General features: G+C 69.8%; 17 protein-coding genes. 4 read left to right on the forward strand and 13 right to left on the reverse strand.

Annotation, left to right across the window (positions count from 1 at the left end; translation table 11 throughout):
- Positions 1–25: 25 nt before the first annotated feature.
- From sdhB to KYK13_RS22155, 5 genes are all read right to left on the reverse strand, one after another.
- Positions 26–832 (reverse strand): succinate dehydrogenase iron-sulfur subunit, encoded by an 807-nt coding sequence (gene sdhB / locus KYK13_RS22135; RefSeq protein WP_223632716.1) that lies wholly within the window; start codon positions 830–832, stop codon positions 26–28.
- Between the two features lie 99 nt (positions 833–931).
- Positions 932–2,809, reverse strand: a complete 1,878-nt coding sequence (gene sdhA / locus KYK13_RS22140; protein WP_370645437.1) for a succinate dehydrogenase flavoprotein subunit — start codon at positions 2,807–2,809, stop codon at positions 932–934.
- 226 nt (positions 2,810–3,035) lie between these two features.
- Positions 3,036–3,977: a malate dehydrogenase gene (gene mdh / locus KYK13_RS22145; protein WP_223632722.1), complete on the reverse strand. Its 942-nt coding sequence runs from the start codon at positions 3,975–3,977 to the stop codon at positions 3,036–3,038.
- Positions 3,978–4,006: 29 nt separating this feature from the next.
- The gene (gene icd, locus KYK13_RS22150; protein WP_223632725.1) at positions 4,007–5,302 is read right to left on the reverse strand and encodes an NADP-dependent isocitrate dehydrogenase; all 1,296 of its coding nucleotides are present in this window, start codon (positions 5,300–5,302) and stop codon (positions 4,007–4,009) included.
- Positions 5,303–5,480: 178 nt separating this feature from the next.
- Positions 5,481–6,023, reverse strand: a complete 543-nt coding sequence (locus KYK13_RS22155; RefSeq protein WP_223632729.1) for a sensor histidine kinase — start codon at positions 6,021–6,023, stop codon at positions 5,481–5,483.
- Positions 6,024–6,423: 400 nt separating this feature from the next.
- On the opposite strand from KYK13_RS22155, the gene KYK13_RS22160 reads away from it, so the two are divergent.
- Positions 6,424–8,571 carry a hypothetical protein gene (locus KYK13_RS22160; RefSeq protein ID WP_223632732.1) on the forward strand — a complete coding sequence of 716 codons (2,148 nt, stop codon included), beginning with the start codon at positions 6,424–6,426 and terminating at the stop codon, positions 8,569–8,571.
- Positions 8,572–8,581: 10 nt separating this feature from the next.
- A complete protein-coding gene (locus KYK13_RS22165; protein WP_223632735.1) occupies positions 8,582–9,325 on the forward strand; it encodes an iron-containing redox enzyme family protein in 744 nt (247 codons plus the stop codon).
- A gap of 4 nt (positions 9,326–9,329) precedes the next feature.
- Here KYK13_RS22165 and KYK13_RS22170 read toward each other — a convergent pair whose 3' ends face one another.
- A complete protein-coding gene (locus tag KYK13_RS22170) occupies positions 9,330–10,970 on the reverse strand; it encodes a bifunctional 3-(3-hydroxy-phenyl)propionate/3-hydroxycinnamic acid hydroxylase (protein ID WP_223632738.1) in 1,641 nt (546 codons plus the stop codon).
- Between the two features lie 444 nt (positions 10,971–11,414).
- Between KYK13_RS22170 and KYK13_RS22175 the strand changes: the two genes are divergently transcribed.
- Both KYK13_RS22175 and KYK13_RS22180 read left to right on the forward strand, forming a co-directional pair.
- Positions 11,415–12,209, forward strand: a complete 795-nt coding sequence (locus tag KYK13_RS22175) for a hypothetical protein (protein ID WP_223632740.1) — start codon at positions 11,415–11,417, stop codon at positions 12,207–12,209.
- Positions 12,210–12,316: 107 nt separating this feature from the next.
- Complete coding sequence (locus tag KYK13_RS22180; RefSeq protein ID WP_120619305.1) at positions 12,317–12,517, forward strand: hypothetical protein; 201 nt, start codon at positions 12,317–12,319, stop codon at positions 12,515–12,517.
- Positions 12,518–12,585: 68 nt separating this feature from the next.
- Here the strand turns inward: KYK13_RS22180 and KYK13_RS22185 are convergent, their stop codons facing one another.
- The 7 genes from KYK13_RS22185 to KYK13_RS22215 all read right to left on the reverse strand — a co-directional run bounded on the left by KYK13_RS22185 (position 12,586) and on the right by KYK13_RS22215 (position 21,555).
- Positions 12,586–13,911, reverse strand: coding sequence for a cytochrome P450 (locus KYK13_RS22185; protein ID WP_223632743.1), 1,326 nt, complete (start codon positions 13,909–13,911; stop codon positions 12,586–12,588).
- A gap of 105 nt (positions 13,912–14,016) precedes the next feature.
- Positions 14,017–15,480 (reverse strand): o-succinylbenzoate--CoA ligase, encoded by a 1,464-nt coding sequence (gene menE, locus KYK13_RS22190; RefSeq protein WP_223632746.1) that lies wholly within the window; start codon positions 15,478–15,480, stop codon positions 14,017–14,019.
- 87 nt (positions 15,481–15,567) lie between these two features.
- Complete coding sequence (menC, locus tag KYK13_RS22195) at positions 15,568–16,722, reverse strand: o-succinylbenzoate synthase (RefSeq protein ID WP_223632749.1); 1,155 nt, start codon at positions 16,720–16,722, stop codon at positions 15,568–15,570.
- Positions 16,723–16,731: 9 nt separating this feature from the next.
- Entirely contained in the window at positions 16,732–17,640 is a 909-nt protein-coding gene (locus KYK13_RS22200; protein ID WP_304504051.1) for a 1,4-dihydroxy-2-naphthoate polyprenyltransferase, read from the reverse strand.
- 8 nt (positions 17,641–17,648) lie between these two features.
- Entirely contained in the window at positions 17,649–18,500 is an 852-nt protein-coding gene (menH, locus tag KYK13_RS22205; RefSeq protein ID WP_223632755.1) for a 2-succinyl-6-hydroxy-2,4-cyclohexadiene-1-carboxylate synthase, read from the reverse strand.
- Positions 18,491–20,260 carry a 2-succinyl-5-enolpyruvyl-6-hydroxy-3-cyclohexene-1-carboxylic-acid synthase gene (menD, locus tag KYK13_RS22210; protein WP_223632758.1) on the reverse strand — a complete coding sequence of 590 codons (1,770 nt, stop codon included), beginning with the start codon at positions 20,258–20,260 and terminating at the stop codon, positions 18,491–18,493. The genes menH and menD overlap by 10 nt, the downstream gene beginning before the upstream one ends.
- On the reverse strand, positions 20,260–21,555 hold the full coding sequence (locus KYK13_RS22215; RefSeq protein ID WP_223632761.1) for an isochorismate synthase MenF: 1,296 nt from the start codon (positions 21,553–21,555) through the stop codon (positions 20,260–20,262). The genes menD and KYK13_RS22215 overlap by 1 nt, the downstream gene beginning before the upstream one ends.
- Positions 21,556–21,661 lie beyond the last annotated feature (106 nt).

Genomic DNA, 21,661 nt, shown 5'->3' on the forward strand with positions numbered 1-21,661 from the left:
AAGTCAGGACGGCGTTCGCAGAGGACTAGCCCGGACCGGCGGAGGCCTTCTGCTCCTCTTCCTTGAAGAAGATGTCCTTGATCAGCAGCTTGCTCACCTCGCGGTTCATCACCGCGATGGAGGTCGTGAGGGGGATCTCCTTCGGGCAGACCTTCACGCAGTTCTGCGCCTTGCCGCAGTCCTGGATGCCGCCGGGGCCCATCAGGGCGCGCGTGCGCTCCTCCGCGTTCAGCTTGCCCGTGGGGTGCATGTTGAACAGGCGGGCCTGGCTGATGGGGGCGGCGCCCATGAACTCGTTGTCCAGCGTCACCTGGGGGCACGCCTCCAGGCAGCTGCCGCAGGTGATGCACGTGGACAGCACGTACATCACGGACTGATCCTTCTGCGACTGGCGCGGGCCGGGGCCCAGGTTGTACGTGCCGTCGACGGGGATCCACCCCTTCACGCGCTTGAGCGACTCGAACATGCGGTCGCGATCCACGGTGAGGTCACGCACCACCGGGAACTTCTTCATCGGCTCCAGGGTGATGGGCTGCTGGAGCTTGTCCACCAGGGCGGAGCACGCCATGCGCACCCGGCCGTTGATGTTCATGGCGCAGCTGCCGCACACCTCCTCGAGGCACGCGGAGTCCCACACCACGGGGGCCACCTTCTTGCCCTCCACGGTGACGGGGTTGCGCTGGATCTCCATCAGGCAGGAGATGACGTTGGCGCCCTTCGTATAGGGAACCTTGAACTCGTCGAAGTGCCCGGGCTTGTTCGGATCATCCTGCCGCCAGATGCGGAAGGAGATGGTCTTCGAGCTGACGGCGCTGGCCTGTGCGGTGTCCATGGTGCGGCTGCCCTTCCCTTCACTGCCAAATCAGGTGGCGGTGCCCGCGTGCGCCGGAGAGGACGCGCGCGGGACCGGAAAACGGAGGCCTCGCGCTGCTTACGCGTACCAGCGGGGCTCGGGGTCCAGCACCGGCGTGGGCAGGTCCTGGTAGGAGATCTGCGGGCCCTGGGCCGAGTACGTGGCGATGGTCGTCTTCGCCCACTTCTCGTGGCGCGCGCGCCACAGGGCCATCCACTCCGGATCCTCGCGCGGGTCCTTCGTCTTGGGCTCCGGCAGGGAGAAGTCCGGCTTGTAGTGGGCGCCGCGGCTCTCGTCGCGCAGGAGCGCGCTGGTGGCGATGACTTCGCCCAGCTCCAGCATGTTCCAAAGCTGGTTGGTGTACGACAGCGCGCGGTTCGCGACGACGCCCGTGTCCAGCACGTTGACGCGGCTCCAGCGGTCCTTCAGGTCGCGCACGCGCTCGATGGTCTTCTTCAGGCGGTCGTTGTAGCGGACCACCGTGCAGTTCTCCGTCATCACCTCGCCCAGCTCCTTGGCGAGCTGATACGGGTTCTCCGGACCGTTCATCTTCTTGATGGTGGCGAAGCGGTCCTCCCAGTACTTCTTCGCGTCCGCGAAGTACTTCTCCGGCATCGCCGCCGCGCTGGTCTGCTGGTTCTTGGCGAAGGCCACCATCGCCGGGCCGCCAATCATGCCGGAGTAGATGCAGGACAGCAGGGAGTTGGCGCCCAGGCGGTTCGCGCCGTGGAAGGCGTAGTCCGCCTCGCCGGCCGCGTACAGGCCGGGGATGCGCGTGCTCTGGTTCACCGGGCTGCCGTCCAGCGGCGTCTGCGTGCGCGGGTCGGCCTCGAAGGAGACGTGCAGGCCGCCCATCGAGTAGTGCATGCCCGGGAAGATGACCATGGGCGTGTGGCGCGGATCATCTCCGACGAACTTCTCGTAGATCTCCATCACGCCCTTGATCTTCGCGTCGAGCGTCTTGGCCGGGATGTGCGTCACGTCCAGGTAGACGCCGTCGCGGCCGCCCAGGCCCATGCCCAGGTCGCGGCAGACCATGAAGATCTCGCGCGTCGCCACGTCGCGCGGCACCAGGTTCTTGTACTTGGGGTACTTCTCCTCCAGGAAGTACCAGCGCTCGCTCTCCGGGATGTCCCGGGGGTTGCGCGTGTCACCCTTCTTCTTGGGCACCCAGACGCGGCCGCCCTCGCCGCGCACCGACTCGCTCATCAGGCGCAGCTTGTCCTCGCCCGGGATGGAGGTGGGGTGCACCTGGATGAACTCGCCGTTGGCGTACAGCGCGCCTTCCATGTACGCGCGGCCCGCGGCGGTGCCGGTGTTGATGATGGAGTTGGTGGAGCGCCCGAAGACGATGCCCGGGCCACCCGTGGCCAGGCACACCGCCTCCGCCGGGAAGGTGCGGATCTCCATGGTGCGCAGGTCCATGGCCACGCTGCCGATGCAGCGGCCGGACTCGTCCTTCACCATGCCGAGCCACTCCCAGTACTCGTACTTGGTGACCTTGCCCTCCGCCTCGTAGCGGCGGACCTGCTCATCCAGCGCGTAGAGCAGCTGCTGGCCGGTGGTGGCGCCCGCGAACGCGGTGCGGTTGTGCAGCGTGCCGCCGAAGCGGCGGAAGTCCAGCAGGCCTTCCGGCGTGCGGTTGAACGTCACGCCCATGCGGTCCAGCAGGTAGATGATGCCGGGCGCCGCGTAGCACATGCCCTTCACGGACACCTGCTCCGCGAGGAAGTCGCCGCCGCGCAGCGTGTCCTTCACATGGATGTCCGGGTGGTCGCCCTCACCCTTCGTGTTCACCGCGCCGTTGATGCCGCCCTGGGCGCAGACCGAGTGGGACCGCTTGACGGGGACGAGCGAGAGCACGTCCACCTGGTGACCCGCCTCCGCCAGCTTGATCGTCGTCATCAGCCCGGCCAGACCGCCGCCCACCACCGTGAATCGCGCTGCTGCCGCCATCATCGTCTCCTTGGGCACCGGAAGCCGGGGGGGTGCCTTCACGGGGGGCCGCTGAAGTCCTGCTTCGCGACGCTGCCCCGCACCCGTGCCAGTGCGAGTCCAACACGCTAGTTAACTTGGAAAAATACCGCCGCAAGGACGGTGGGCCGGGGGATAAGTCCGGATCATTCACGGCATCAGGCGGGCCCGCCAGCAGCATTCCGGCGGACCCGACCTGGAGCCGAAACTACAGCTTCACGAGCTCGACGGTGCCCTTGACGGAGGTGAAGGACTTGTTCAGCTCGGCCTTCTCCGCGTCGTTGAGCTCCACCTCGATGATCTTCTCCACGCCGCCCGCACCGATCTGCGCGGGGACGCCGAAGAAGTAGCCGTTGATGCCGTACTGGCCCTTGAGCAGGGCCGCGGACGGCAGCACGCGCTTGCGGTCGAACAGGTAGCTCTCCGCCATGGCGATGGAGGAGGACGCCGGGGCGAAGTAGGCGCTGCCCGTCTTGTACAGGCCCACCAGCTCCGCGCCGCCCTTGCGGGTGCGGTCGATGATGGCGTCCAGCTTGTCCTTCGCGATGAGCTGGGTGAGGGGCACGCCGCCCACGGTGCTGTGGCGCACGAGCGGGACCATGTCGTCACCGTGGCCGCCGAGGACGAGCGCCTCCACGTCACGGATGGACACGCCCAGGGCCTCGGCCACGAAGCACTTGAAGCGGCTGGTGTCCAGCACGCCCGCCATGCCCACGACCATGTTGTCCTTCAGGCCGGCGATCTTGTGGAGCGCGAACACCATCGCGTCCAGCGGGTTGGCCACGTTGATGACGAAGGCGTCCGGGGCGTGGTTCTTGATGTTGCCCGCCACGTCCTTCATGATCTTCAGGTTGACGTCCAGCAGGTCCTCGCGGGACATGCCGGGCTTCCGGGGCACGCCGGCCGTGATGATGATCACGTCCGAGCCCGCGACGTCCTTCCAGTCCGTGGAGCCGGTGACGCGGCAGTCGTAGCCATCCACCGCGGACAGCTGGTTGATGTCCAGCGCCTTGCCCTTGACCAACCCCTCCGCCGCCGGGATGTCGTAGAGCACCACGTCGCCGAGGTTCTTCTGGACCGCCAGCAGCGCCAGGTTGCCGCCGATCTGACCGCCGCCAATGAGGCCGATCTTCTTCTTCTTGTGAGCCATGGTTTCGCCCTCCTGCTTTGGGGTGGGGACTACATGTGCTTGACGATGGCCTGACCGAACTCCGAGCACTTCACCTCGGTCACGGTCTCCTTCGTCTCCAGCTTCATCAGGCGCGCGAAGTCGTACGTCACGGTGCGCGCCGCGATGGCCTTGTCCATGCCCTTGATGATCAGGTCCGCGGCCTCGTGCCAGCCCAGGTGACGGAACATCATCTCACCGGAGAGGATGACGGAGCCCGGGTTCACCTTGTCCTGATCCGCGTACTTGGGCGCGGTGCCGTGGGTGGCCTCGAAGACGGCGTGGCCGGAGACGTAGTTGATGTTGCCGCCCGGCGCGATGCCGATGCCGCCCACCTGCGCCGCGAGCGCGTCCGACAGGTAGTCACCGTTGAGGTTGAGCGTGGCGATGACGTCGAACTCGTCCGGACGGGTCAGCACCTGCTGCAGGGTGATGTCCGCGATGGAGTCCTTGACGACGATCTTCCCGGCGGCGACCGCGGCCTTCTGCTCGGCGTTGGCGGCGTCCTCGCCCTTGGCGGCCTTGGTGGCCTCCCACTGATCCCAGGTGTAGACCTTGTCACCGAACTCGCGCGCGGCGAGGTCGTAGCCCCACTTGCGGAACGCGCCCTCGGTGAACTTCATGATGTTGCCCTTGTGGACCAGGGTGACGCTCTTGCGCTTGAGGTCCACCGCGTACTGGATGGCCGCGCGCACCAGGCGCTCCGTGCCCTCCTTCGACACGGGCTTGATGCCGATGCCCACGTTCGCCGGGAAGCGGACCTTGCCCGCCTCCTTGGGGAACTCCTGCTTCAGCCAGCCCAGGAACTTCTCCGCCTGCGCGGAGCCGGCCTCGAACTCGATGCCCGCGTAGATGTCCTCCGTGTTCTCGCGGAAGATGACCATGTCCACCTTGTCCGGCTGCTTCACCGGAGAGGGCACGCCCTTGAAGTAGCGCACGGGGCGCAGGCAGACGTACAGGTCAAGCATCTGGCGCAGCGCCACGTTCAGGGAGCGGATGCCGCCGCCCACCGGCGTCGTCAGCGGGCCCTTGATGCCGACGAGGTACTCGCGGAACGCGGCGACCGTCTCGTCGGGCAGCCAGTTGTTCACCTGCTTGAAGGACTTCTCGCCGGCCAGGACCTCGTACCAGGAGATCTTCTTCTTGCCGCCGTAGGCCTTCTCCACCGCCGCGTCGAACACGGCCTGGGAGGCCTTCCAGATGTCGCGGCCGGTGCCGTCGCCCTCGATGTAGGGGATGATCGGGTTGTTCGGAACGGTCAGCTTGCCGTTCTGCAGGGTGATCTTCTCGCCAGAGGGAGGCGCCATGAACGCAAACTCCTGATTGAGACCGGGGTATTGAGAGGCGGCGGATAGTCGGGAACCCGCCCCCGGTCGTCAAGGAGTTTGGCCGCACGTTTCCCTGGTTCGACGCACCCGGGGCGTGCCGCGCTTATCGCAGCCAATGGTCCGGAAGCAGGATCGTTTTTCCGGATTCGGACGCGGACTAGAAGCTCGCGAGCCCCGGCGCGGGCAGGAGGACGCGCACCGCCATCCCCTCCTCCAGGCGCTCCAGCGCAAGCTCGCCGCCCATGGCATCCACCAGCTCCCGGGCCCGGGCGAGCCGCCGCTGGGGGCTGCCCACGCGCAGCGGCGACAGCGCCACCGAGCGCGTCTCCCGTTCGGACAGGCTCACGCCCGGCATCACCACCTGGAAGCGCGGGCCCTCCTCCCCGAAGTCATCCGGCGGCTCCACCACCACCCGCACGGCGGCCGCGTCCGGCGGTGCCACGTCCGCCGCGTGGGCGACGAGCAGCAGCAGGACCTGCTCCAGGCGGCGGCGGCTGACCCGGGCGGGCACCGGGTCGTCGGGGAGCTCCACCGCCACCTCCACGCCGCGCAGCCGCCGCGTCGCGCCGAGCAGCCCCAGCGCGTCGCGCACGCAGGCCGTCACGTCCACCTGGAAGACGTCCGGAAGGTCCACGGGCTCCAGCCCCTGGCCACCGGAAGCGGAACCCGGCGACCCCTTCACATCCAGTGCTGCGCTCATTCGCGGCTCCCTTCCCCCAAGCCCAGAAGGGCCGACCATAACGGCCACTTCTGACAGCCGTCCATTGCCTCGCCGCACCGGGTCTTCGCCACTTTTTCGTACTTCGGAGGGTTACAGCACTGCGCCACTTTGCTGATAAGGATGTGCACGCAGGGTCCGTCTTGCTCCTCGGAAAACCCGTATACGTCCGGTCAAATGAGACCCAGGGTGAGTCAGGGCCAGGGACGAAAAAACAGCCCAGGCATATAAATTCGATTTGACTGTTACGGGCGAGTTCCCCAATATGTGGTCCCAGAATCCAGAGCCGTCAGCGTCTCCAGTGAATCAGGGAGGAAGTGTTGTGCTCGCAACATCGCCGACCACCAACGGTACCGCTGCCCGCAAGAGGGGAGTCCTGACGATGGACGGAGGGATCCCGGCATCCTCGAAGTTCCGGCATGCGATTGAATTCGGCAGTGGCGACGCGCTGCGCAACGTGATTCCTCTTCCTCCTGCTGAAGCGGCCCTGGACGACTCGGGCTATTCGCTGCACGGCAGCGGTCCCACGGCGATCACCTGCGCGGTGGGCCGGCCGGACGCGGTGCTGGGTGACGTGACGCGGCTGTCCCCGACGGTGGTGTGGGTGGCCCCGCGGCAGCCGCTGGCGGACATGAGCGAGTCGCGCACGTTCCCGGTGTACCTGGCCTGCAACGGCGCCACGATTGGCCCGCTCAACGGCGCCCTCATCCGGACGGACATGGACGTCCCGAACGCGCCGGTGGGGCTGCAGCTGGTGGGCGTGACGCTGGAGCAGGGCCGGCAGATCCTGGGCTTCCTGGCGGACGCGTTGCGCCAGGGCGTGGCGGTGCCGGCGGCCTCCGCGCTGCCCGTGCAGGACATCATCACGGACGCGGAGCGGATCCGCTCCATCTTCACCGCCATCTGCGCGTCCGGGAACAAGGGCGTGCTGCGCCGCCAGGGCCGGGTGGTGCGCATGGTGCTGGAGCGCTTCCACTCCGCCGCGGGCCAGCTGGAGTGGCGCACGGAGGAGTCCACCCCGGACTTCGGCGAGCCGGCGTACGACATCGACGTCATTGGCTACAACTCCGCGCACCGCCTGCGCGTGGAGTCGGGCCGGATTGAAGGGGACCGCCTCTTCACTCCCCTGCCCGAGCAGCTGTTCCGCATCCGTCACCGCTGGCACCGCCGCGTCCCCGCCCCCGCGGGCGTGCACGCCCGGTTCCACCACCCGCTGTGGCGGGAGCAGGGCCTGATGCGCCGCGAGGTGCTGGACCTGTCCTTCTCCGGCCTGTGCATGCGCTGCCAGCCCCAGGACCTGCTCTTCCCCGGCCTGCTGCCGCCCCTCATCGAGCTGGAGCTGGGCGACGGCCAGCGGGTGAGCGTGCGCGGGGAGATCCGCTACGTCAGCAGCATGCGCGAGGACGGCACGGTGCTGTGCGGCCTGAGCGTGCTGCCCTACTCCTCCGACGAGGCGCGCTGGGTGCGCTTCGTGTCCCAGACGCTGTCCCCGGCCACGCGCACCAGCGAGGGCCTGGTGGATCAGCTGTGGGATCTGTTCAACCGCTCCGGCTTCTTCAGCCTGGGCGGCAGCACCCCGGCGGAGTTCGAGGAGCTGAAGCAGAACTTCGCGTCGCTCGCGAAGCGCGCCGCGGAGGTGCCGCAGCTGTTCTGCAACGCGGTGTGGCCGTCCGAGCGCGGCATCGAAGCGACGCTGTCCTTCACCAAGCCGTACCGCCACGCGTGGCTGGGCCACCAGGTGGCGAAGCGGCCTGGAAAGCCGCCGCCGGGCGTGCAGGAGGCGGGCACCATCATGCGCGACCTCTACCTGCGCACCTTCGAGCACCCGCAGAGCGACCCGGACTTCCACTGGGTGGTGGCCTACGTGGAGGCCCTCAACCCGTGGATCAACAAGGCGCACGTGAAGTACGCGCAGCGGCAGATGGAGGCCGGTTCGTCCCTGGCCTACACGCGGAAGATCCAGAAGATGAAGGCCTTCAGCCACGAGCTGACCGGCCGCGTGCACCCGTACAGCGTGGGCCCCGCAACCGCGAGCGAGCTGAGCCTGCTGGCGGCGACCGTCTCGCAGCGCTTCCCCGAGTGCTACGTGCAGTCGTTGGACCTCACGCGGGACCGGCTGGACATGGGTCCCGTGACGGCGAAGTGGAAGAGCCACGGCATGGAGCGCGAGCGCACCGTCCTGGTCGCGCGCCGCGATGGCGTCCCCTGCGCCGCCGCCGTGGTGGAGCTGGGCCAGCTGGGCGCGAACCTCTTCCGCCTGCTGGACAACACGCGCCTGTTCCCCCTGCTGGAGGATGGGACGCGCGCGTACTCGGCGCTCCTGGACGCGGCCCGCCGCTGGTACGCCGAGCGCAACCGCCCCTCCTTCCTCTACCTGCGCGAGGACGAGGGCGGCGACTACATCCAGGAGTGCGGCCTGCACGACGGCCCGGATCCCTACCTGTGGATCATCTCCTCCAAGCTCGTCCCGGACTTCCTGGAGCACATCAGCGAACTCACCATCGGGCGCCGTGGTGCCCACTCCCGTTGAGGATCCCCCCATGACCAAGCCCCTCGTCGAAGAGCAGTATCTCCCCCACGTCACCGACGTCCGTCACCTGCTGGCCACCGGCCCCCACGTCTCGACGCTGCTGGATCCGAACGTCGACCCCGCCTTGCTGGAGGCCTTCCTCATCGAGCTGTGTGCCCTGGGCGTCTACATGACGGAGCCCGTGGACGGGTGGATCCGCCGCGCCGGTGAGGCCTGTGTGAAGATTGGGATGGTGGAGGTGGGCGAGAAGCTGATCACCCACTCCAAGCACGAGGCCGGGCACCACCTGATGATGGTGGAGGACACGAAGAACCTGGTGGCCAGCTGGAACGCGCGCCGCTTTCCCAAGCTGGACGCGGAGGCCCTGATGGCGCAGGCCCCCACCCAGGCCATGCAGGAGTACCGGCAGATCCACGAGGAGACCATCGCCGGCCCCATGCCGGGCGGCCAGGTCGCCATCGAGTATGAGATCGAGAACCTGTCGGTGGTGTTCGCGCCGCGGCTCATCGAGCAGTGCAAGCGCGTGCTGGGCCCGGAGGTGATGAACTCGCTGTCGTTCATCAAGGAGCACGTGGAGCTGGACGTGGGCCACACGGCGCTCAACGAGGTCATGCTCAACAAGCTGCTGGGCCAGAAGCCCGAGCACGCGGCGACCATCGCGAAGACGGGCGCCCGTGCCCTGGACATCTACCTGCGCTTCTACGGCGACTGCATGGCGAAGGCCAAGCAGCTGCTCCAGTCCGCCGCGGCCTGAGGCCTCAGGCCCCCAGCTGCGCCGCGCGGCGCGAACCCCGGCTGCCCCACCGCGTGAGCGGACGGACGCCCTGCTTCAGCGCCGCGTGGACCTGCGCGACCCCCGCCTGATTCGTGGCCGCGTAGACGTAGCGGTCCGGGCGGAGGACGACCAGGTCCGAGCCGTGCTGGGCGAACCACTCGCCCAGCTTGCCCTCCAGGTCCACCACCTCGCCGGAGCGGCCCGCGCCCGAGCGCGCCGCCGGCGCCACGGACAGCCACACGCCACCGACGTCCTCCGCCATCGCCTTGGCCGCCTGCTGGACCTCCGCGGGCGCCCCCGGCCGCGTCAGCACGGCGAAGCGGTGGCCGATGACGTCATCCAGCGGGCGCTCCCCTTCCTCGCCGTGCTCCACGCGCGGCTGCGGGAAGTACGCGCCCTCCGCGGCCTGCTTGGACTTGCCGCGCTTGCCGCCGAAGAGGAAGCCCTCCGCGTGGAAGAGGTTCGGCTTCATCTTGTACTCGCGGATGAAGGGGCCGGTGACGGGCATGTGGTACAGCAGCTTGATGAAGGCGTTGCGCGCGCGGGCCATGAACGGGCCGCCCGACGACAGCATCGCGCCCAGCGAATCCGACAGGCGCATCATCTCCGCGGCGTGCGGCCGGCGCTCCACCTCGTAGGTGTCCAGGAGCGACGCGTCCGCCGCGCCGCCCAGCACGTACGCCAGCTTCCAGGTGAGGTTCGCCGCGTCGCGCAGGCCGGAGCACAGGCCCTGCCCCAGGAACGGCGGCATCAGGTGCGCCGCGTCGCCGAGCAGGAACACCCGGCCCACCCGCCACTTCTCCGCCATGCGGCTGTGGTAGGCGTAGAGGTTGACGCTCTTCACCTTCACGGTGTCCGGGTCGATGAACGGCGCGATGATGCTGCGCACGTACTCGGGCGTCTTCACGTACTCCAGGTCCTGGCCCGGCTTCACCACCGTGTCGAAGCGCATCTCGTCGTGCGCGGTGCGCGTCACGATGCCCACGCGCTCCGGGCCGCAGGGGTAGTACGTGAAGTCCGGCGCGGACGACGGCGTCTCCACGGACACGGCCAGCGCGTGCTCCAGCGCCGTGGTGCCCTCCAGCTTCAGGCCCAGCCGGCGGCGGATGCTGCTCTTGGCGCCGTCGCACGCCAGCAGGTAGCGCGCGCGCACCGTCATGGTGCGGCCATTGACGTTGTCCTTCACGCGCACGGACACGCCGTCGTCGTCCTGCATGAAGGATTCGACTTCATGGCCGCGCCACATGCTCACGTGCGCGAAGCGCTCCAGGCCGCGGTGCAGCGACGCCTCCAGGCGCGGCTGGTTGAAGAGCGCGCCGATGTAGTGGCCGTTGGGGCGCTCCACCTTGGTGAAGTCCACCTCCGCGAGCACCCGCATCTCATCGTCCACGTAGGTCATCTTCAGGCACGGGTGGAAGCCCGGCCCCAGCTCGCCCGTGAGACCGACGGCCTGGAAGATGCGCTGCGCTTCATCGTCCGCGTTGATGGCGCGGGACTGGGTGTGCGCGGTGGTCTCCTTCTCGATGACCACGGTGCGCAGCCCGTACTGCCCCAGCAGGTTCGCCGCCATGGCACCCACCGGGCCGCTTCCGACGACGATCACATCAACAGATTCCGGAGCCATTACTCCCTCCCGTTGTGTGCGAGCTGATCCGTTTTGAACCGTGCGACCGGACGACCGAAGCCCCCCCCGGTCGTAAGTAATAATACCTATAAACACCGGCAACCCCACTCCGGAAACGCTGTTTTCAGCGTGATCCTGTTTGCCGCCCCCCGAGTCAGAATCACCCGATCCGCGCCCTTCCGGCCGCCTGTAAATCAAACGCACCCCTCCAGAAACCTTGCGCCCGCGGCTCATTCTTCACGGCGCATGTCTGGCTTTCGGGCAGTGATTTCCTGCAACGCTTCAAAGTTTCGCGACAGCCGCAGGGAATCGGGATCTGAGCTGGATTCCGGGGCGCTCGGATGTGTGCCAATGCCCCTGGAAGGCGCCCCTTGTACGTCGCGCGGGACTGGGCGACAGTGCTGGAGTTTCCTTCCCCCGAGCCCCTTGGAGCGCCCAGCGATTATGCCCAGACTGCAACTTTTTGAATTGGAGGATCAGCCCTGGTTCCCGAAGGTACTTCGCCGGGGCGTGACGGACTTCCTGGCGTTCGTGTGGAGCCTGTCGGACGACCGCTATTCGGAGTTCGTGAAGCGGCTCAAGGGCGCGATGGAGGCGATGGGAGAGACACAGCTGCTGGACATGGCGTCGGGCAGCGCGGGGCCGGTGCCGAAGCTGATTGAGATGCTGGAGACGCAGGAGGGCTACAAGGCGACGGCGCTCCTGACGGACCTGTACCCGGAGGTCTCCGCGTTCGAGAAGGCGAAGGCGGCGAACCCGGGCCGCATCGACTACGTGACGACGCCGGTGGACGCGACGGCGGTGCCCGCGACGTACAAGGGCTTCCGCATCATGTGCAATTCGTTCCACCACCTGCCGCCGGACATGGCGCGCAAGGTGCTGGCGGACGCCGTGGCCCAGCGCCGGGGCATCGCCATCATGGAGCTGGTGGAGCGGCGAGGGCCGGCCATCGCGATGACGGCGGCGGCGCTGATCAACGTGCCGCTGACGACGCCGTTCATCCGCCCCGTGCGCGCGGATCGGCTCGCCCTCACCTACCTGATGCCGCTCATCCCCATCGCGGCGGCGTTCGACGGCGTGGTGTCCTGTCTGCGCACGTACTCCGTGGAGGAGATGCGCGAGCTCACCCAGGGCCTGAGCGACGACTACGTCTGGGAAATCGACCGGCTCACCAACCCGGGGAACCCCTTCGGCCTGATGATGCTCATTGGCCGACCCGCCAATGCCTCGCAGGCTTGAGTGGCCTGTCAGCAGGAGGTCACTGACGCCCCGGGCCGACGCGGGGCGTCGTGATTTCCGGGATTGAAGGGGGTTCAATGGCCGCTCCATCAAGGAGGAGCAGGCTCATGGAATGGCTCGAATTCAAGCGCTGGTCACCCGAGGTCCAGCACGCGCTGGCACTACAGGCGGCCCGGTTGGGCCAGACGGCGATGCACGCCGAGCCGCCGCGGCCGTCCGCGACGATGGTCGCCGCGCACCGCCTGTGCACGCTGCTGCGGCAGTACCCGCGAAGCAACCCCTGGGGACACCCGGCGTCGGAGTGCTGAGGCACGGATGAAGTGCCCGCCCCGTCCGTGGGAGCCCCACGGGCGGGACGGGAGCGTGCGGGTGGCGCTCAGGTCCCGGTAGGGGTCCAGGTCACGCGCAGGTGCTGGATGGAGCGGATGGTCAGCGACTGCGTGGTGCCGAAGTCCGGGGTCTCCTCCAGGCGCAGGTCCGCGAGCTGATCCAGCAGCAGGTTGGTGGCGATCTGCGCCTCCAGCCGGGCCAGCGGCGCCCCGATGCAGAAGTGGATGCCCCGCCCGAAGCCCAGGTGCGTCGGGTGGCTGCGGTTGATGTCGAAGTGGTCCCCGTCCGGCAGCAGCGCGGGGTCACGGCTTCCGGACGCGTAGAGCAGCAGCAGCCGCGAGCCCTTGGGCAGCGCGACGCCCGCCAGCTCCACGTCCTCCGTGGTGGTGCGGATCATCCCGTGCGCCACCGAGTCGAAGCGCAGCGTCTCCTCGATGAGGTGCGGCACCAGCGAGCGGTCCTCGCGCAGCCGCTGCCAGAGGCCGGGCTGGAGCAGGGCCTGCTTCCAGCACTGGGCGAGCAGCGCCGTGGTGGTCTCATGGCCCGCGGCCAGCATGCTGCCGGCGATGGCGATGATCAGCTCCGGCAGCGTGAGCGCCTCGCCGTCCGCGTCGGTGGTGACCAGGTAGCTGATCAGGTCGTCGCGGGGCTCGTCCTCGCGGGCGCGGATGAGGCGGGCGACGTAGTGCTGGAAGGTGACCCAGCTGCGCGCCAGCGGCGGCTGCTCCTCCGCGGGGACGCGGGTGAAGATCATCCGGAAGAAGTCGTCGCACCAGCGCTTGATGTCCGCCATGTCCTCCTGGGGCACGCCCACCATGCCCAGGATGACCCGCACGGGCAGCGGGTACGCGAACTCCGTCACCAGGTCCGCGTGTCCCCGGCGCGCGAATGCCTGGACGAGCTCCTCGGAGACGGCGCGGATGGGGCCCTCCTGCGCGGCGATGCGCTGGGCGGAGAAGCCCCGTCCCAGCAGCTTGCGCAAGCGGGTGTGCGCGGGCGGATCCGAGTTGATCAGGCTGTCCGCCAGGGGATAGCCCTCGGCGAGCACCGAGAGCGTCTGGGGCGACAGCACCGAGCCCATGTTGCCCAGGTCCGAGGACGAGTAGCGCGCTGGATCCTTCAGCACGTGGCAGATGTCGTCGTAACGGCTCACCAGCCACATCCCCAGCATGGGGTTGTAGCTGACGGGCGCGTCCTGCCTCAGCTGCGCGTAGAACGGATGGGGGTCTTCGACGTGCGGTCCCGCGAACGGGTTGTACTGGGCGCCCAGATGGGGGCACTTCATGGCGCCAAGAGCCGCGTTGGCGCGCGCGTCGACCTGGCTCGCTTCGGACGGCCCTTCCACCTTCACTGCTTCCACTGCGGTACTCACCGGTAGCTTCCTCTCAGGATCCCCCCACAGTGGAATATTATAACCCAACCTGACAGGTCTACTCAGCGAGTCCTGAGAGCCCCACCCATCCAGAAAACAGGGTTCTCACGACCCTGGCTGATGTGGAGGATGAGGCAGGGCGTGCATTCGTAGAACGGGGCGCTCCACCTTGCTCATGGCATTGCGAGGCAATGTTTCAATTACAACAAAGCGGGTGGGCACCTTGAAGCGCGCGAGCGACTGGCGGCACCACGCGTCCAGGTCCTCGGGCAGGGCGTGGCCGGGGCGCAGGACGACGAAGGCGACGGGGACCTCGCCCCAGTGTGCGTCTGGCACGCCGACGACGGCGGACTCGAGGATGGCCGGGTGGTTGGCGAGGACGGCTTCGATCTCCGCCGGGTAGAGGTTCTCCCCTCCCCGCACGATGAGGTCCGTGCGGCGCGACAGGAGCGTGAGGCGCCCCTTCGCGTCAAGGGCGCCCACGTCACGGGTGCGCAGCCAGCCGTCGTGGACGGCGTCGCGCGTGGCGTCGGGCTGGTTCCAGTAGCCGGCCATCAGCGTGGGGCCTCGGACCTCCACGTCCCCTTCCTGTCCTTCACCGAGCGGCGCGCCGTCCGTCCCGACGATGCGGATCTCCAGCCCTGGCAACGGCGGCCCCGCGGTGCGGCCGTCCGCGTCGCTGGGGCGCTCGGTGGTGACCTGGGAGCAGGCCTCGGTGAGACCATAGGTCTGGAGGGCCAGGAGTCCCGCGGCCCGGGCTCGCGTGAGCAGCGCCGTGGGGACGGGGCCGCCGCCGATCAGCGCGCACCGGAAGGTGCCGGGCAGCTTGCGGTCCTGCCTTGCGTCGAGCACGCGCTCCAGCGTGGTGGCGACGAAGCTGGCGTGTGACGCGCCCTCCGTGTCGATGGCGCGGTTGACAGCGTCCGCGTCGAATCGCTCGTGCAGCAGGAGGCAGCCACCGTCGTAAGCGGTGCGCGTGAGCATGGCCAGGCCGCCGACGTGGAAGAGGGGCAGCGTACCCAACCAGCGCGGCGCGGGGTGCGCGCCCAGGTTCGCGGCGGAGGCCCGGCACGAGGCGCGGAAGGCGCCCTCCGTGAGCACCGCGCCCTTGGGCCGTCCCGTCGTTCCGCTGGTGAAGAGGATGACCCGGGGCGTGGCCGCGTCCCAGGTGCGGGCGGGCACGGAGCGAGCAGCGACACCCGCGGGGAGGGATTCGAGGTCCTCCGCTTCGGGGAGCCGGTCGCGCAGTGTGCCGAGTGCCAGCGTGAGCCGGGGCTCCACGGCCTCCAACAGGGGCCGCAGCTCCGCCGGGGTGAGCCTTGCATTGAGCGGCGCGAACACCGCGCCCAGCCGGCCGAGGGCCCAGAAGAGGAACGTCACCGCCGGGTGGCTCGTGGACAGCAGCGCCACACGGTCGCCCTGCCCCACGCCTCGCGCGGCCAGCGCTCCGGTCCAGCGCGCCACCGCTTCGTCCAGCGCGCGGAAGGTCCACGTCTGACCCGTGAAGCGGAGCGCCTCCGCTTCGGGATGCTGGCTCGCGCCTTCACGGATGGGGCAGTCGTAGGTCATGGCCTCGTTCCTCCGAGGAGATGTGTCCGCCGTGGCCATCGCTCGCGTTCGCACACCGTCAGGGATGCGAAGGCCCGAGCGCATGACTCAGTGTTCCCGGCCGGGGTCCGGGCTCAGTCCCAGCCCGGGTAGATCGCGCAAGCGCACGAGTCCCCGCTGGGGTTGATACGGATGATCCTTCGGCTCGTCCGCGAAGAGCCGCCCCACGGCGAGTCCGGAGGCCAGCTCTCCCGACGGCAGCGCGGAGGCCAGGTGCGCGGCGCCTGCTCTGGCCACCACGCCATCGATGGAGCTGGTGACGTATGCGTGCATGCCCAGGTGGGCCGCTCGCAGCGCCACCACCATGGAGGGCAGCAGCCCCCCGAGCACCATCGGCTTGATCACCACCGCGCCCACCGCGGGCCCGCCGCCCAGGTCCATCGTGAGGAGCGTGCGCACCGCGGCGGGCATGGCGAGCGTCTCGTCCGCGGCGATGAGGCACGGCGCACGACGCTGCACCCGCCACAGCGCCTGGAGGTCCTCCGGAGGCGTGGGCTGCTCCACCAGCTCCAGGTCGTACCAGCCCAGCCGATCCAGGGCGCGATTGGCCTCGGGCTCCGACCAGCCACCGTTCGCGTCCAGGCGCAGGCGCACGCGCGGGCCCACCGCTTCGCGCACGGCGCGGACCCGGGCCTCGTCCGCGTCCAGCGAGCGGCCCGCGACCTTCAACTTCAGCGTCTGATAGCCCTCGTCCACCGCCGCTCGCGCTTCCTGGGACAGCACCCCGGGGTCCTCCGCGCTCAGCAGCGCGTTCACGAAGACCTCCTGACGCGCCTCCTCCGCGAGCAGCCAGCACAGGGGCACCCCTTTTCGCTGGGCCACCAGGTCCAGCAGCGCCAGCTCCAGGGCGTGCTGCGCGGCGGGGATGGGTTCTTCGGTCTCGATGCCCCGGAGCCGCGCGCCGCGCTGGCGCTGCTCCTCGCTGGCCGACGGCACGAGCGTGGCCTCCACGCCCTCGACGCTGTCCTCCAGCGCCTGGCCCTTGAGGACCCCCAGCCATCCGCGCAGCACCGTGTGTGTCATGGCCAGGGATTCGGTGCCGAACTCGGGCAGCGGCATCGCCTCGCCCTGCCCCACATGGCCTTCGTCATCCCACAGCCGCACGAGGAATCCGTCGCGCGTGGCGTAGGTGCCCCTCGCTGTCCTCAGGGGCTGGGCCAGCGCGAGGTGCAGCGGGGTGAGCGTCGCGTCGGTGATGCGCATGACGCTCCTTCAGCGCAGGTACAGGCCCACCGCGAACAGCAGCCCGAACACCATCTGCAGCCGCGCCGTCCCGCCCAGCGCGGGGTTGAGCGCCGCGCCCTCCGCCTTCAGCATCAGCTTCAGCGGCGGCGCCACGAGCGGCAGGCTCAGGAGCGGCAGGAAGACCCAGGCGCTCGCGTAGCCCCTGGCGAACAGCACGAACGGCGTGACGTACGAGGCGACGAGCAGCAGCACATACTCCGCGCGGCCGAAGCCCTTCCCGAAGCGAACCGCCATCGTGCGCTTGCCGGCCTTCACGTCCGTGCTCGCGTCGCGCTGGTTGTTCACCACGATGAGGCACGTGCCGATGGCGCCCACCGGCACCGACACCCACCAGGCCGCCGGGCCCACGACGCCCGCCTGCACGTAGTACGTGCCGGTCACCGCGACGATGCCGAAGAAGATGAGCACGAACAGGTCGCCCAGGCCGAGATAGGCCAGCGGAAACGGGCCGCCGGTGTATGCGTAGCCGCAGACCAGCGAGGCCACGCCGATGAACACGATGGGCCAGCCCCCCACCGCCACCAGGTACAGGCCGACCAGCGTCGCGAGCGCGAAGCACCCGAGTCCGCCCATCAGCACCGTGCCCGGCGCGATGAGCCCGCTCTGCGTCACGCGCTTGGGCCCCAGGCGCTCCTCGGTGTCCGCGCCCTTCTTGAAGTCGTAGAAGTCGTTGATGAAGTTGGTGCCGATCTGGATCAGCACCGCGCCCAGCAGCGCCGCGAGCGCGGGCATCAGGCGCCCCACGCCGTCACCGTAGGCGAGCGCCGTGGCCACCAGCACCGGCACCGCGCCCGCCGTCAGCGTCTTCGGACGCACGGCCATCAGCCACGTCTTCAGCGTGGGCCGGGGAGGAGCCGCGTCAGGGGGAGTGCTCACCAGGGTTGTCACGAGTGGGTCGCCTCTCGCGCCAGGATGGCGTGTTCGAACTGCGGCGCTTCGTACCAGGGCGTCTGGAGGAACGAGAGCACTTCGCGCACGTACTCCTCCGGCGCCTCCAGGTGCGGGGCGTGGGTGACCCCCGCGAACGCGTGGCGCCACACCACTGGAAGCTCCGCCGCCATGCGCCGCGCCAGGTTCGTGAACTTCACGTCCTGGGCGCCCGTGAGCAGCAGCGTGGGCAGCCGCTGCCGGTGCAGCGCCGGCCAGTAGTCGGGCTGCACCCCCAGGCCCAGGGTCTCCAACGCCCCGGCGAGCCCCTCCGCCGTGCAGGCCTTGCGGCGCTCGCGCAGCGCGGCCTGCTCCGGCTCCGGCAGGCGGCGCAGACCGTCGAAGAGGGGCAGCGCCTCCCACCGCTCGATGAAGGCATCCACGCCCCGGGCGCGGATGAACTCCACGAGCTTGCCGTCCGCCTCACGCCGCTCGGAGCGCTCCTGGCGGCGGTGCAGGCCGGGCGAGCCACTCTCCATGATAAGCCGGCCGAAGCAGTCCGGCGCGCGCACCGTGGCGCCCAGCGCCACCCGCGCGCCTTGCGAATAGCCGAGCAGGTCCACGTGGCCGCCCAGCTCGCGCGCAAGTTGGACCACGGCGTCCACCGTCTCCAGGAAGCCGTCGCGTCCCGTCTTCTCCGGCAGCGGCGTGCGGCCATGGCCGGGCAGGTCCACCGCCACCACGCGCACGGAGCGGCCCAGCAGCGGACGCAGGTGCGCGAACGAGGCGCCGCTGCCGGTGAAGCCGTGCAGCGCCAGGAGCGTATGGGGGCCTTCTCCCCACGTGTCGTAAGCGAGCGTCACGCCCATGATCCTTCTCCCAGTGCGGCGGCCATCCGCGCGAAGAGGTGTCTGTGCGCATCCACGTTGGTGGCCCGTTCCACCACGACCTCCACCAGGTGGAGGCCGCCCTCCAGCCCGGTGCGCACCGCCGCACGCAGGGCCGAGGGCGTCGTGGGCCGCTCGAAGCGAGCACCCGCGAGCGCCGCCGCGTGCGACAGGTCCACGCCATGCGGCGTGCCGAAGAGGGCCTCGAACTCGTCCGGCTTCGCCACCTGCGCCAGCGGCAGGAAGGAGAAGATGCCGCCGCCGTCGTTGTTCACCACCACGACCGTCAGCGGCACGCGCGCCCGCGCCGCCGTGACGAGCCCGCCCACATCGTGCAGGAGCGCCAGGTCGCCGGTCAGCAGCACCGCGGGCCGCCCCGCAGCCGCGGCCATGCCCGCCGCGCTGGAAACGATGCCGTCGATGCCGTTGGCGCCGCGGTTCGCCAGCACGCGCAGCGGCACGCCACCGCCGTGCGCGAACGCGTCCACCGCGCGGATGGGCATGCTGCTGGACACGAAGAAGAGCGCGTTCTGCGGCAGTGCGGCCACCACCTCGCGCGCCATGCGGGGCTCCGTCAGCGCGTCCTGCTGTTCGCCGAGCGCCGCCTCCAGCGCGTTGCGGGCCACCCGCTCCGCGCCCATGAAGTCCTGCGCCCAGCGGCCAGGGCCTCGCGACAGCCCTTCCGTCAGCGCGCGGCACGCGAGGACGGCGTTGCCCTCCACCACGCGCGTGGCCCGGTGCGCCGGGTCGTACAGCGCGCCCTCGTCGCTGAAGACCGTGATGTCCGCGCCGGAGGTGTCCAACCATTGCTGAGGCGACTTGGGCGTCAGGCCTCCGCCGAAGCGCAGCACCACCTCCGGCACGTGGCTCCGCGCGAAGGGCTCGTGGCGGAGGAGCGCGTCGTAGAGCGACACGGTCAGCGGGCCGCCGCCATAGCGCGCCTGCGACGCGGCCTCCGCGAGCACCGGGTAGCCCGTCGCCTGGCTCAGTGCCGCGATGGCCTCCGCGAAGCCGTCGTCCTCGTCACGGGGGCCACACACGATGACGCCGCGCTCGGTGGCGGCGATGCGGGCGCGCACGGCATCCAGCGCCTCCGCGTCCGGGGCTCGCGAGGACTGAAGGATGCGGGTGATGGGCGCGTCCGCGCGGCCTTCCCTCGCGAGCGCCGTCAGCTTCTCCGAGCCGAAGTCCTGCGGAATGGGCGCCAGCGGCTCGCGGAACGGCACGTTGAGCTGCACGGCGCCTCGGGGCGCGCGGCACGCGGTGCTCACCGCGCGAGCGGCCGTGGCCCGCAGGTGCGCGATGGCGGCGCTGTTCGCCTCGGGCATCCCCACGTCCGCGAAGAGCCGCGCGAAGTCGCCGTAGAAGCGGGCCTGGGGCACCGTCTGCGGCGCGCCCCAGCCCTGCAGCTCCAGCGGCCGGTCCGCCGTGAGGATGAGCAGCGGCACCTGGGCCATGGCCGCCTCGATGACGGCCGGGAAGAAGTGCGCTCCCGCGGAGCCGCTCGTCGCCACCAGCACCACCGGCTGGCGCGACTGCTTCGCAATGCCCAGCGCGAAGAAGCCCGCGCTCCGCTCGTCGATGACCGACCAGACCCGCAGGCCCGGCGTGTGCGCGCACGCGAGCGCCAGCGCCGACGAACGGGAGCCCGGACACACCACCGCGTGCCGGACGCCGCCCCGCACCAGCTCCTCCAGCAGCGCTCGCGCCCACAGCACGTTGAGGTTGGCGTCCAGGGACATCACCGGCCCCCCAGCGCACGCAGCATGGCCAGACTCTTCATCTCGGTCTCCCGCCATTCGGACTCCGCGCTGGAGCCCGCGACGATGCCCGCGCCCACGAAGAGCCGGGCCTTCGCCCCGCGCACCAGCGCCGAGCGCAACGCCACCACCAGGTGCGCCCGCCCGGGGCCCACCCAGCCCACCGGACCCGCATACCAACCCCGGTCCAACGACTCGTGCTCCACCAGGAACGACAGCGCACGCTCGCGCGGCGTGCCGCCCACCGCCGGCGTGGGGTGCAGCGCATTGACGACGCGCGCCGTGTCCACGCCCTCCGCCAGCTCCGCGCGGATGCCCGTGCGCAGGTGCACCACGTTCTTCAACGCCAGCACCGACGGCTGCGCGTCCGCGGTCACGCTCGCCGCCACCGGCGTCAGCGCCTGGAGGATGTAGCGCACCACCGCTTCATGCTCGCGCCGGTCCTTGTCGCTGGCGTCCAGCGCCTCCGCGCCGCCCGGCGCCGCGGACCCCGCCAGCGCCTCCGTCTCCAGCCGACGCCCTTCCACCCGGCACAGCGTCTCCGGCGTCGCGCCCAGGAAGCCCGTGCCGTCCGGCGCGCGGAAGAGGAACGTCGCGCAGCGCGGGTTCTGCTCGCGCAGCCGCGCCAGCACGTCCACCACGTCGAAGGGCTCCGGCCCCTCTGCCTCCAGCGCCCGCGCCAGCACCACCTTGTGCAGCTGGCCCGCGCCAATGGCCTCCACCGCGCGCTCCACCAGCGCCTCGAAGGCCGGCCGCGACGACTCCGTACGCAGCGTCACCGGCGCGCCCAGCGGATGCCGGAACGACTGCGGGAAGGAGGCTCGCAAGCGCTCCAGCCGCGAGCGCACCACGTCCTCCGAGCCCCGCCCCTCCGGCGCGAACACGGCGGCCGCCAACTCGGGGCCCTCGCGCCACACCAGCAGCTCTGGCAGCGTCCAGCGCGCAAGGCCATGTGAACGCCACGCACCGTCCATTGGCGCGGTCGGGCTGAAGCGCATGCCTCCGAACCAGGGGCCCGGCATTCCAGGCGACGCCGCGTCCAGCCACCGCACGCTGTCGTGCCCGAGCGCGCCCAGCACCGCCGGCAGCTCGCCAGGCGCGTGCGCGTCGAGCACGCCCGCCTCGCCCCAACCCGCCACCGCCTCGCGCGCCACCGGCCGCTCCCAGTATACGGAAGGGATACCGAGGCTGTTCGCCCCGGCCAGCGGATCCACACCGGGCAGGGGAATCATCCCGGCGACCCAACGAGGGCCCTCAGCGGGACTGAGCGGCGTCATCAGCCATTCTCCTGCACCTCGGGGATGCGAGTGACATCACCTTCGATTGTCTTCTAAGCGATCTCGGCTATACATGCACCAAGGAGTTCAAAACCGCTTGAACTCC

This window comes from Corallococcus sp. EGB (genome assembly GCF_019968905.1).
Classification (GTDB): domain Bacteria; phylum Myxococcota; class Myxococcia; order Myxococcales; family Myxococcaceae; genus Corallococcus.